Annotated in this window: 5 protein-coding genes; 3 read left to right on the top strand and 2 right to left on the bottom strand. The window is 73.3% G+C overall.

Features of this window, described 5'->3' with window-relative positions; all coding sequences use genetic code 11:
- Nucleotide 1: 1 nt before the first annotated feature.
- The 3 genes from wecB to ABT295_RS18670 all read left to right on the top strand — a co-directional run bounded on the left by wecB (nucleotide 2) and on the right by ABT295_RS18670 (nucleotide 7,028).
- Nucleotides 2-1,144 (top strand): non-hydrolyzing UDP-N-acetylglucosamine 2-epimerase, encoded by a 1,143-nt coding sequence (gene wecB / locus ABT295_RS18680; RefSeq protein ID WP_352395897.1) that lies wholly within the window; start codon nucleotides 2-4, stop codon nucleotides 1,142-1,144.
- A gap of 84 nt (nucleotides 1,145-1,228) precedes the next feature.
- Nucleotides 1,229-4,246, top strand: coding sequence for a hypothetical protein (locus ABT295_RS18675; RefSeq protein WP_352395896.1), 3,018 nt, complete (start codon nucleotides 1,229-1,231; stop codon nucleotides 4,244-4,246).
- A 79-nt stretch (nucleotides 4,247-4,325) separates the two neighbouring features.
- Nucleotides 4,326-7,028 (top strand): DUF6270 domain-containing protein, encoded by a 2,703-nt coding sequence (locus ABT295_RS18670; RefSeq protein WP_352395895.1) that lies wholly within the window; start codon nucleotides 4,326-4,328, stop codon nucleotides 7,026-7,028.
- Here ABT295_RS18670 and ABT295_RS18665 read toward each other — a convergent pair.
- Nucleotides 7,008-7,802 (bottom strand): DUF6270 domain-containing protein, encoded by a 795-nt coding sequence (locus ABT295_RS18665; RefSeq protein WP_352395894.1) that lies wholly within the window; start codon nucleotides 7,800-7,802, stop codon nucleotides 7,008-7,010. The genes ABT295_RS18670 and ABT295_RS18665 overlap by 21 nt on opposite strands.
- Nucleotides 7,795-12,297, bottom strand: a complete 4,503-nt coding sequence (locus ABT295_RS18660) for a glycosyltransferase (RefSeq protein ID WP_352395893.1) — start codon at nucleotides 12,295-12,297, stop codon at nucleotides 7,795-7,797. Before ABT295_RS18660 ends, ABT295_RS18665 begins: the two co-directional genes overlap by 8 nt.
- Nucleotides 12,298-12,324: the final 27 nt, after the last annotated feature.

Raw genomic sequence — 12,324 nt, 5'->3', positions numbered from 1 at the left:
CATGACGAAGCGAATCATGACGATCTACGGCACCCGCCCCGAGGCGATCAAGGTGGCCCCGGTCATCAAGGCCCTCGAGGCCAGCGACGTGCTCGAATCGGTCACCGTCGTGACGGGCCAGCACCGCGAGATGCTCGACCAGGTCAACGAGATCTTCGGCATCGTCCCCGACCACGACCTCAACGTCTTCGCCCACCGCCAGACGCTCAACGCCCTGATGTCGAAGGTCTTCGACGGCCTCGACGCCGTGCTCGAGGCGGAGGCGCCCGACGCCGTCGTCGTCCAGGGCGACACCTCGACGGTGGCGGCGGCGTCGATCGCGGCGTTCTACCGCCAGATCCCCGTCGTGCACGTCGAGGCCGGGCTGCGCAGCGGCGACATCCACTCGCCCTTCCCCGAGGAGGCGAACCGCAAGATCACCTCGCAGGTCACCGCTCTGCACCTCGCCCCGACGACGACCTCGCGCGACAACCTGCTCCGCGAGAACATCGATCCTGCGACGATCGCCGTCACCGGCAACACCGTCATCGACGCCCTGCTGCACACCGTCGAGCAGGACATCCCGTTCAGCGACCCGGCCCTCAAGGCGATCGAGGACTCCGGCCGCCCGGTGCTGCTCGTGACGACCCACCGCCGCGAGAACTGGCACGTCATGGAGGTCGTCGGCCGGGCGGTCGCCCGCCTGGCGCGCGACTTCCCGCACTACTCCGTCGTGCTGCCGGCCCACCGCAACCCCATCGTCCGCGAGGCCGTGCTGCCCTCGCTCGACGGCCTCGACAACGTGCTCGTCACCGAGCCGCTCGCCTACGGCGAGTTCACCCGGATGATGGCGGCGTCGACGATCGTGCTCACCGACTCCGGCGGCGTGCAGGAGGAGGCTCCCTCCCTCGGCAAGCCCGTGCTCGTCATGCGCGAGAACACCGAGCGTCCCGAGGCGGTCGACGCCGGCACCGTCAAGCTCATCGGCACCGACGAGGAGCGCATCGTCGCCGAGGTGAGCGCGCTCGCGTCGGACGCCGACCACTACGCGTCGATGGCGAACGCCGTGAACCCCTACGGCGACGGCCAGGCCGCCGCCCGCTCCGTGGCGGCCATCGCCGAGCTGCTCGGCGTCGGCCGCCGGCTGCCTGACTTCGGCGCCTGAGACGCGCAGCGGCTGGCGGGCCCTGACCGGCACGACGACACGACCAGCCGCGTCGCAGGACCCGAGACCCACGAGGGGAGACGGATGAAGCGCCGGCTCGTCATCGCGCTCGTCGTGGCCGCGTTGCTCACCACGGGCGCGGCGGTGGCGCTCCTGCTCGACCGCGGGGCACCGCGACCCGAGCGGGCCACGCCGACGCTCGTCCCGGGCGACTTCGAGAGCGATCCCGGCGCCTTGGGCTGGCGCCTCAGCCCGGGTGACGGCGACGTGGGCCTGACGTCCGCCCGGGCGCGCAGCGGTGCGTCGTCCCTGCGTGTCTCCGGCACCGGGGCGGCGCCCCTGGCGGCCGCCACCTACCCGCACGTGACGGCGAGCGCCGGGCGGTCGTATGCCGCCGGCGCCTTCGCGCTCGTCTCCGCGGGAGGTGGGCGGCTGAGCCTCACGTTCCACGGCGCGGACGGGCGGCTGCTCGACGCCGTGGAGGCCACGACCGGCCCCACCACGGGCCTCTGGTCCCGCGTCGCGGTCACCGGCACCGCACCCGCCGGGACCACGTCGGCCTCGCTGATGCTGTCCGCGGAGGGCGGCAGGGCCAGCGACGTCGACTGGGACGACCTCGTCGCGGTCGACACGACGGTTCCGAACGGCGGGTTCGAGCAGTCGCGCGCTGCCGGCGACCCCGAGGGCGGCTGCCCGACGTCGTGGCGCTGCGCCTCGGCGGACGGGACGACCGCGGAGCGCAGCACCGCGGTCCACCGGAGCGGCTCTGCGTCCCTGCTGCTCACCGACCGGTCGACGTCGACGGCCGCCACGGCGCGCACCTCCCTCGTCCAGGTTGCGCCGTCGGTCGGGGTGCGCGTCGCGGCCTGGGTGCGCACCGGGTCGGGCGGCGCCCCGACCCCCAGCCTGACGGTCCGATGGTTCGACGCGGCCATGGAGCCCCTCGGCACGCCCGGTGCACCCGTGCGCGCACCGGACGGCGCAGGCTGGCAGCAGCTGCTGACGACGGCGACGGCCCCCGACACCGCGGCCTGGGCCAGCGTCGAGCTCTCGACGAGCGAGGCGGGCACCGGGACCGCGGCCTGGGACGACGTGTCGCTGCAGCCCTCCCCCAGCGCGCCGGCCACGACGTGGCAGCCCTCACCGGTGGCCCGGCTGGACGGCTTCACGACGACGACGACCTCACGGGTCGTCGACGTCGCGGGTCGGCCGAAGCTCGTCACCGTGGTCTCGGGTGCACCGGCGACGCTCCAGCTGGCCGACCTCCAGACCGGGCAGGTCGAGGACAGCACGCCGCTACCCGGGCTCGTGCACGGCTGGGCCCTGACCGAGAGCCTCGACCGCCGCTCGGTCTACGTCGGCTCCGGCGGGGGGCACCTGGCCCGCTTCGACCTCGCCGCCCGGACCCTTGTCGACCTCGGCCGGGCGACGCCAGACGCCACGCTCGTCTTCGACCTCGCCACCGGCCCGGACGGCCGGATCTGGGGGGCCAGCTACCCGGGTGGTGAGGTGTGGTCCTTCGACCCCGCCGGCCAGTCCTTCTCGGCGCCGGACCCCGTCGGCGGGGGCCACGAGTACGCGCGGAGCATCGCCGTCGACCGCGACTGGGTCTACGTCGGCACGGGCGCCACGCGACCCGACATCGTCCGCATCTCGGCGACCGACCCGTCACGCCGTGAGGTCATCGACCTCCCGGAGCCCGTCACCAGTGGCTTCGTCGTCACCCTCGACCTCCACGGCCGCTACCTCGCCGCCCGGCTTCCCGAGGGCCGTCGGGCGGTCTATGACACCGTCGCGCGCACGTGGGACGTACCGCTGGCGCTCGACGCCACCGGCCAGACGATCGAGCAGACCCCGACGACGACGACGGTGCCCGGCAGCCCGTTCTACTACGTGACGAACGGACGCCTCTGGCGGGTCGACCCCCGGCTGGCCGGGCCCGGCGCGAAGCGTCCGGTGGCGCTGCTCGCGGCGGGCGCGGCCCGCGACCGCACCGTGGCCCGCACCCGGATCGGCGGCGTGCTCGGCGACTGGGTCATCTCCTACGACGGCCTCTCCACGGTCACCGCCGTCAATGCCGGGGTGCTGCCCGCCGTCACGTCGGGACCGCTCCCACAGGCTGCCGTGCGGACCTTCACCATCCGCCTGCGCCCCACGGCCGTGCCGATCAAGTCGCTCGCGATCGGCTCTCGCGGCGAGGTGCTCGTCGGCGGCTTCGGCGGCTCGAACCTCTCGATCCTCGACCCGACGCAGGCCGACCCTCACCTGACCCCGCTCATCTCCGACCCGGTGGGCAGGGACGCCTTCGGGGAGGTGGAGGGCATGGTCTCGAACGGGCAATACGACTACTTCGGCAGCTACACGTCCGCGCGGATCTTCCGCCGCGACGCCACGCGTCCGTGGGTCGACGGGCAGAACCCTCGGCTGCTCGCCACGTTCGGCACGACGCTCGGTCAGGACCGGCCCATCGCGTGGACGACAGCCGGCAGTCGCACCGTGTTCGGCACGATCCCGCGCTACGGCCGGCTCGGCGGCGTCCTGGGCTGGTTCGACGGTGCGGCGACGACTCCGCGCACGGTTTGGTGCCCCGTCCCCGAGCAGAGCGTGGTCGCCCTCGCCTCGAGCGGTTCCGTCGTCTTCGGCGGCACCTCGCGCTGGGGCGGGCTCGGCGTGCAGCCCGAGACCTCGAGCGCGGAGGTCTTCGCCTACGACCTCGACACGGGGACCACCCAATGGCACGTCGCGCCGCTCGACGGAGCCCAGGCCTTCGCCGCCGTCCTCGTCGATGCGAGCGGCCGCCTGTGGGCCGCCACGTCGACGACCCTGTTCGAGCTCGACCCGGACACCGGCGCCACGCTACGCCGCGTGCCGCTCGTGCCGGCCCGCGAGGCCGACACCCCCACCTACCGGACGGTCGACCTGGCGGCCGTGCCGGGCCGCGTCGTCGTGGCGACCCGTGGCGGCCTCTTCACAGTCGACGTGGAGACCCTCGAGGTGGGCACCATCGCCTCCTCCGGGGTGTCCCCGCCGCGGGTCCGCGAGACCGACGGCGTGCTCTACTACCCCTCCCGCGCGACCCTGGTGCGGGCCACGCCTCGATGAGGCCGGCGCGTGCAGCGGCGGGTAGAGTGCCGTGACCCGTCGCCGAGGGCGACGACCGACCCGCTTGAGGACTGCTGCTGTGACGAGGCCCGCGAATAGCGCCGACGACGCCGCCCCGAGGGCGAGCCTCGACGTCGCGCGGTCCGGGTACGACGGGCTGAGCGTGCGCGTCCACGCCGCCGACGGCGCCTTCTACAGCTACCACCTCTACCGCGGCTCCGAGCTCGCGGAGTCGACGCCCTACGTCCGCAAGGACGCGCACACGTTCGGCCGCCTGGCACCCGGTGCCTACCGGTGCCGTGTCTTCGTGCGCACCGCTGCCGAGGAGCGCTACGTCCTCTCCGGTGACCGCATCGTGCTCGATGGCGGGCCCGCTGCCGACACCGCGCCCATCCCGGACCCCGCCGCCGGGGAGCCGGACCCGCGCTGGGCCCGGCCCGAGGACCTCCCGCGTGACAGCGACTACGGCCGGTTCCTGCCTGCGGTCACGCTGTGGCCGACCCTCGACGACTTCGTCGCGGCCGCGGACTGGGTGCCGGGCGTCAACGTCGTGCAGCTGTCGAGCGGCCTGCACATCGATCTCTACCTCGGCGGCGACGCCGGGGCCGTGCCGGAGGGCCGAGCGCTACCGGTGATCTTCTCGGGAGCCGTCTCCAAGCGGGACGGCAACCCCGGGCCCTTCTTCTCCGGCATCGGCCTGGGCAAGAGCATCCGGTCACCCTTCGTGGCCATCAGCGACGCCACGCTCAACGCCGACCGTTCCCTCACCCTCAGCTGGTATGCCGGGCGGCGCGGTGACGACCTCCAGCCGGCGACGCTCGCCGTCCTCACCGCCATCGGACGCCGCTACGACCGTGAGCTCGTGCTCGTCGGGGGCTCGGGCGGCGGGTTCGCCTCGCTCTACAACGCCGCCCGTCTCGAGGTACCCGTCTCGGCGTTCGTCTGGAACCCCCAGACCGACCTGCTGGACTACCAGCCGAGGGCCGTCGCCGAGTACCTCACGCACGCCCTGCCCGCCGAGGGCGTCGAGGTCGCGCGCCTGTCGCGTGAGCAGCGATCGGAGGCGCTCCGTGCCGGCGGCGTCGAGCACCGGGTGCTGAGCGACGGCCGGCCGCCGGGACGACGTCGGCTGCTCTACCTGCAGAACGCCGGCGACGCGCACGTCATCGACCACCTCGCGCCCTTCGTCGAGCAGGGCGGCCTGCGGCACGTCGGCGGCGGCCGCTACGTCGACGACGAGGGCGTGCTCGTCCTCGTCTCGGCGTTCAGCGAGGGGCACGACCCGCCGCCGCGCGACGTCCTCGTCGAGGGTCTGCGTGACCTGCTCGACACCTCGAGGAAGGCGGCCGACGTCGTGGAGTCCCTCCAGCACCGCCAGCTGTTGCCGAGCACCGGTCTCGAGAGCCTGCCACGCGACCTGCGGGGCGAGGTCGAGCGCCTGCGGGCCGCTGTGTCCCTGCGCGTCACCCGCGACGCGTCCGGACAGCTCTGGGCCGCGCTCGTCTGGCAGGGGTTGCCGAACCGGTACGGCGGCATCAGCACGGCCTTCGACTTCTTCGGTGCCGACGAGCCGTTCACCCGCAGCCACCGGCAGAACGCCGTGCTCGTCAAGGACTCGGACGGCCGGGTCACCCACGTGCGGGCCCGGGTGCGCGACGGTCACCTCAACGAGCTCTTCGCGCTCGAGGCCGACGTGACGCCGGTACCCTCCCGGCTGCGCACCTTCGTCGTCGGGAGCTGCGTCTCGCGCGACACCTTCGCCTTCCTCGACCCGGAGTTCTTCGAGCTGACGGGCTACGTGGCGCGCCAGAGCCTGGTCAGTGCCTTCGGGGCCCCCACGACACCGCCGGTCGACCCGTCCGCCTTCCCGAGCGCGTTCCAGCGACGGATGCTCGAGGCCGACGCGGGCTCATCGCTCCCCACCGTGCTGCGCGACGCCGCTGCCGAGGTCGACCTCGTGCTCTGGGACCTCGTCGACGAACGGCTCGGGGTGCTCGACCACGTCGACGGTGGTGTCAGCACGGACTCCGTGGAGCTGCGGACGCACCTCGCCGGTGAGCTGCCCGACGGTCTGAGCCGCGTGCCCTTCGGCACGCCCGAGCACCTCGACCGGTTCGCCGCCGCCCTCGGGCCCTGGCGCGACCTTCTCGCCGAGCTCGGGCTGCTCGACCGCACCGTGATCGTGGCCCCACCGTGGGCCACGAGCTCCGAGACGGATGAGCCGACCCCGACGAGCTTCGGGCTCGGCGCGGACGAGGCGAACAGGCTGACCGAGGCCTACCTCGCGCACGCGCAGCACGTGCTCGGGGTGCCGGCCGTCGGTCGCGTCCTCCCGGACGTCCACGCCCTGTCGACCCACCAGTGGGGCCTGGCGCCGTTCCACTACGACGACTGGACCTACGAGCGCCTGGCCACCGAGATCTCAGCGGTCGCCGAGCAGCTCGTCCACCCCTTCGGCTGGGATGCCGCGGATCCGCACGGGCGCACGCGCGTCCCGACCACCGCGCAGCGCACTCCCATGGGACGCAGCTCGGCGCCGGAGGTGACGCTCGTGCAGACGGGAGCGCTCGAGGTCACGGCCACGGTCTCGGCCAGCCACCTCGACGCCTGCGCCTTCTCGCTCCACGCCGGTGGGCAGCGGCTGGCCCTGACCCCCTACCAGCGTGGACTGACGTACACGTTCACGGTGCCGAAGCCCGACATCTACCGCTGCCGCGCGTTCGTGCTGCGTACCGACGGGGAACGCATCCCCGTGGCGAGCTCACCGCTGCGCGTGGTCTGAGGCCCGCCGCGCGACGACGTCGGTGATCCGCCCGGCGAGGTGCTCGTAGGCCGCGTCGAGGTAGTGGAACGGGCTGGCGCCCCACTGGTGCTCCTCCGTCGAGAGCGCGAGGTCGTCCGGCAGGGTGACCACCTCGTAGCCGAGCTCTCCGAGCAGCTCGAAGTACCGCTCGTACTGGGCGTTGGCCGTCGCGGGGGGCGTCATCCAGTGCGGCACCGGGACGGCAGCGCCCGACGGCATCCTGCTCGCCCACGGCGTGCGCAGCACGATCGCCCGCTCGAGGAGGCCGAGCTCCTGCAGGCGGTCGGCGATCCGCCTCGCCGCGGTCGACCACAGCGCGAAGTGCTCGTCGGTGGCGAACGGCACGTGCCGGCCGCCGGTCGTCGCGGCCGCACCCCCGGCGTTCCACAGCTCCGAGAGCTTGGTGACGTAGCCACCACCGACCGCCACGACACCGCCGCGTTCGTCGATGAGGTCGACGAGGACCAGGTCGATGTCCGCGACGAGTCGCGAGGCCGTGTCGAGCAGGTCGCCTCGCACATCGCCCCGGACGACCCGGTTCTGGAAGGCCGACGGCAGCTCCTTGAGACGAGCGGCGACCCCGTCGGCGGGTGCGCCGACGCTGATGGAGGACTGCCGGGCCACGTAGGAGAGCAGGCGGAACGTGTCGGGCAGGAAGGTGAAGGTGTCCCGTGAGACGCAGCTTCCGAAGATGAGCACCCCGGTGCTCGTCCCCGACCCCGGCTGCGACCCCGTCGCGTGCTGCTCAGGCATCGTCGGACTCCCTGCGACCGGCGAGGACGTCGAGCAGCCGGCGCATCACCATCGCCTCGTCGAAGCTCTGGCGCGCGACCTCGCGGTACTCCTCCGGCCGGCGCGGCGCGGAGACGATCCGGTCGACGAGCGCCGGGACCGACGGGCTGGCCCACCCCCGGGGATAGACGAGGTCGGATCCCGGCCAGGCCAGCAGGGCGGGAAAGGCGCCCGAAGCCGCACCGTCGGCGATCGTCAGGTGGAAGGACTCGAAGTCGCTGACGGACAGGGCGATCCCGATCTCTCGGTACCACTCGGGCATGTCGTCACCGTGCCCGTCGAGCCGGACGGCTCCCGGGTGGGCATCGTTGATGCGTTCGATGCGGGCGTCCTGGGCGTCGTAGTAGGCCATCTCGTCCGGGCGGTCGAGCATCCACGGGTAGTCGGCGGCCGTCCGCCCCCGGACCCGCATCCGGTAGCGGTCGTCGTGGGCGAGCAGACCCTCGAGGACGTCGAGCGCCAGGTCGAGGCGCTTGGTGCGCGGGACGATGCCGACGAGTCCCAGCGTGTGCTCTGCGCCCGGCAGCTTGGGCAGGTCGAGGGCCCGGACGTCGACGGCGTTCGGCACGATGACGGTCCGGTCGCGCGGCACGCCGTGGCTGTGCACCGCGGCCTCGCGGACGAGGGCACCGACGAAGACGTACCGGTCGACGGCGGTGTGCTTGATGCGGGACAGGTGTGCCCGGCGAAGCTCCTGCGAGTGCACCCGCACGACGAGGCGCTGGTCCGGACGGACGTGACGGGAGTACCAGACGGCGTTGCCGAGCCCCCACTCGCACAGGACGACGTCGGCGCGCGCCACGAGCGAGCGCGATCGCTCCTCGTCGTGCTCGCTGTGCGACAGCCACTCGTCGAGCAGCACCTCGGCCCCGGCCGCCTCGAGCGCGGCGATCGTCGAACGAGCGAACTTGAGGTCGTGGCCCGCCACGACGACGGTCCGGCCACCGAGCTCACGTGCCCAGTCGATCTCGGGCTCCTCCTCGGTGGGGTCGGGCGGCCCGTAGGGCTCGAGGGGACGCGGCACGAGCAGCTCGACCGCCACCGAGGGCGCCCGGAGCGCCTCGTGCAGGTCGGCGTGCCGGGCGAGCAGCTCACGTGAGGCGAGGCCGTCGACCGAGTCGACGGGTCGCCCGCTCTCGACGGGCCGGGCCATCGGGCGGCCGTGCTCGAGGCCGGGCTCGCTGACCGGAACGATCCGCTCCCAGCTGCCGAACCGCGTCGCGAGCAGCAGGTCCTCGACGTGGGTGCGGCCGACCGGCTCGGTCACGTGACCGATGAAGTCGACGTCCGCGACCGCCTCGTCCCACGCCAGGACGCGAATCCCCAGCGGCTCCAACGCGGCTCGCGCCTCGGCGTCACCAGCCGACGCGCAGACCGCCGTCGGCAGCACCGACTGGGAGGCGACCGTCGCGAGGAGGTCGGCTCGCGTGCCGTCGAGCACGACGGCATACGTGGGCAGTCCGGCCGCGCGAACGGGGATGCCGGCGGTCCGCGCCAGGATGGTGAGCGCGGTGTCGACCGTGTGCGCCCGCAGGACCGCGCGCATCTGCAGCCAGGCCTCTCGGAGGCGGGCCTGGGGGTCGAGCGACCAGTCGCGCAGCAGCGCCCGCCACGTCGCGGTGTCACCGGTGCTCGGGATGGCCGTGCCGAACGTCTCCTCGATGCCGCGCCCGGGCCCGGAGAGGACGACGCCACCACAGGCGGCGACCTCGACGACCCGGCGCGAGAACATCGAGGGCGAGTCGGCCACGGAGTTCACGTTGAGGTTCGCGACGTGCGCCTTGTAGGAGTCGATGACCTCGTCGTAGGGCAGGCTGCCGCGCACGTCGCGCTGGAACTCCGGCGGGAAGTGGTACGGCGAGTCGGGCACGGCCAGCTGCCGGTCGTAGATGGCGAGGCCGTGGGGGCGGGCGGCACCGAGCAGGCGGGAGAGCTCGGCCGAGCGCTTCGCGTAGCGGTCGCCGTAGTACGTGCCGGCATACGCCACGGACTGCTCGAAGGGGCGTCGGCCGGGCAGCGGGTTGTGGATGCGCGGCTGCGCGTAGAAGGGCAACGATGACGCCGTACGGACGGTGCCGATGCCGGCCTGGAGGTACGGCACGACCATGTTGCCGTCGGTCGTGAAGACGTGGTCGCACCGCGAAGCCGTGCGCACGAAGCGCGCGAAGTGGACCGGGTCCTCCTTGTTCCAGAACACGGTGGGGATACCGCGGTCCCGGGTGGTCGCGAGCAGGGCTGCGAGAGAGGCGTCCTCGTCGTCGGAGTAGAAGCCGACGCCGCGGTGCCACTGGCCGCCGTTGCCCGACCACGCGGACTCGATGAAGACGAGGTCGAGGCCGTCGAGCTGGTCGACCCATCCGTCACGATCGAGCGGGACCGTCGTCACCGAGGCCGCGAGCGTCTGGCTCGTGAACTCGTCGGCGATGAGTCCGACCCGCAGGCTGCCGAGCGAGCGTCCGGCCTCGCCGTCGACGAGCGCGTCGTGGGTGCGCTGCGCCTCCCGGTGCCCGGCGCGGATCGAGCCGGCGAGCGAGAGCCAGTTGCGCTCGTCGAGGCACCAGAGCCGGCCGGCGCGACCGAGGTCGGCGCGTAGGCCGGGATCGCCGATGAGCCGCTCGAGCACGTCGGCGAGCGCGGTGGCGTCGCCCGCCGGGAAGAGCAGGGCACGCTCCTCGTGCTCCCCCGCAAGGTCGACGTGCGGTGCGACGTCGGACAGGACGATGGCCTTGGCGGCGCTCAGCCCCTCGAGCGGCTTGAGCGGGGAGACCATCTCGGTGACGGGCAGCGAGAGCCGCGGGCACGGCATGATGTCGAAGAGGCTCAGCACGCGCGGCATCTGCGACGAGGGGACCCGACCGAGGAAGCGCACGTCCTCGCCGAGACCGAGCTCTTGGACGCGCACCTCGAGGTCCGGCTGGGCGCTGCCCGAACCGGCGAGGACGACCTGGAAGCCGACGCCCCGCTCGCGCAGCACGGCAGCGGCGTCGAGCAGTGTGGCGAGGCCCTCGTAGGCGACCATGCTGCCCGCGAAGCCGATGACCGGTACGTCGGTGCGCACTCCATGGGCCTTGGCGAAGGCCTCGTCGGTCGGCAGGGGGAGGTAGTCGTGGGGGTCGACCGCATTGGGCGCCAACCGGATCCGGTCAGCAGGCACGCCACGAGCGACGAGCTCGTCCTTGGTCTGCGCGGTGATGGCGAGCACGAGGTCCGCCTCGGCAGCGGCCAGCGTCTCGAGCAGCACCTGCTCGGCGAAGCGTTCCGTCTCCTGCCACCCGGGCTTGTCCGACGCCTCGGTGATCTCCCAGAGGCCGCGCACCTCGTAGACGAAGGGCAGCCCGAGCCGGCGCGCGGCGATGAGCGCCGCGAGCCCGACGCGGTGGTTCGACGCGGCGTGGATGACGCTCGGGCGGCTGAGGCGGGCCTCGCGGACGAACGCGTCTGCGCACTGGAGCACGTAGTGGTCGATGGGCGTCGTGCCGAGGTTGGCCCCGGGCAGGTGCACGTAGTCGACGTCGTCGACGGTGCGCACGTGCCGCCGCACCGGAGGGCGCGCGCCGTCGGCGGCGGCGTCCCACGGGTAGCCGGCCCGGCCGACGACCACGACGTCGGCGCCCGCCTCGCGCAGACCGTCGGCGACACCCTTGGTGCGGATCGAGTAGCCGTTGGAGTTGAAGGCCGGCGTGGAGTAGGCGCAGTACATGACGCGGTCGCGCTCGGGCACGTAGGCGGGGCCGCTCGCGCGCGGGGGCACCTCGATGCCGTGCGTGACGACGCGGTCGGCGCCGAGGATCCGGGCGGCCAGGTCGCCGCTGCGCGGGTCGAGCTGGGCGGCGATCTCGGGGTTCTCGCGCAGCAGGCGGGCCGGCAGGCCGATGAGGCCCTGCTGGTACCAGGCCCGCGACAGCACGTGGCCGAGGCGGTCGGGGCCGGGCGCCTCCTCGAAGCGGGCAAGCAGCTCGTCGAAGGAGTACTCGCTGAGCCGCCGCGGGACGGGCGGCGGCGGGCTCGAGGTGCCGGGCGACTCCCCGACCGAGGGGTCCGTCGTGCTCGGCTCCGGCGCGGCCGCCGACTCGATCGCCGCGGGCTGCGGCGCGGCAGGCGTCGGCCGGGACGGGCGCCTCAGCAGCGTCGCGGGACGCGTCAGCGTGCGCCCCAGCCGGTAGGCCTGCGAGGACCGCAGCCGCTTGAGGTCGGCCTTGAGGCGCGCCGTCTCGGCCCGGTAGGCGTCGAGGGCACTGTTCGCGCTGCCGAGCCGGCGCGTGAGGTCCTTGTTCTCCTTCTCGAGCTTGCGCAGCCGGGTCAGCTGCTTCTCCAGCTCTGCGATCCGCTTGCGAGCAGTCGCGTCGCGGGATCTCAGCCCGAGGTGCTTCCTGCGCAGGCCCTCAGGGTCTGCGAGGAAGTCAGCCAGCAGCTGACGGTCGAGGACGGATGGATCGCGACTCTCGTCAGCGTGCATGAGGGGTTCCCTGTGAGCGGAGGATGG

It is taken from the genome of Terrabacter sp. NPDC000476, from assembly GCF_040300125.1.
Classification (GTDB): Bacteria; Actinomycetota; Actinomycetes; order Actinomycetales; family Dermatophilaceae; genus Terrabacter.
The sequence above is the reverse complement of the archived record's forward strand: the minus strand, read 5'-3'. Positions and strand labels throughout refer to the sequence as shown.

What these genes read in the sequence shown, in the direction of transcription:
- ABT295_RS18675 (WP_352395896.1), top strand. Translation starts at nt 1,229, where the DNA reads ATGAAGCGCCGGCTCGTCATCGCGCTCGTCGTGGCCGCGTTGCTCACC.
- wecB (WP_352395897.1), top strand. Translation starts at nt 2, where the DNA reads ATGACGAAGCGAATCATGACGATCTACGGCACCCGCCCCGAGGCGATC.
- ABT295_RS18660 (WP_352395893.1), bottom strand. Translation starts at nt 12,297, where the DNA reads ATGCACGCTGACGAGAGTCGCGATCCATCCGTCCTCGACCGTCAGCTG.
- ABT295_RS18665 (WP_352395894.1), bottom strand. Translation starts at nt 7,802, where the DNA reads ATGCCTGAGCAGCACGCGACGGGGTCGCAGCCGGGGTCGGGGACGAGC.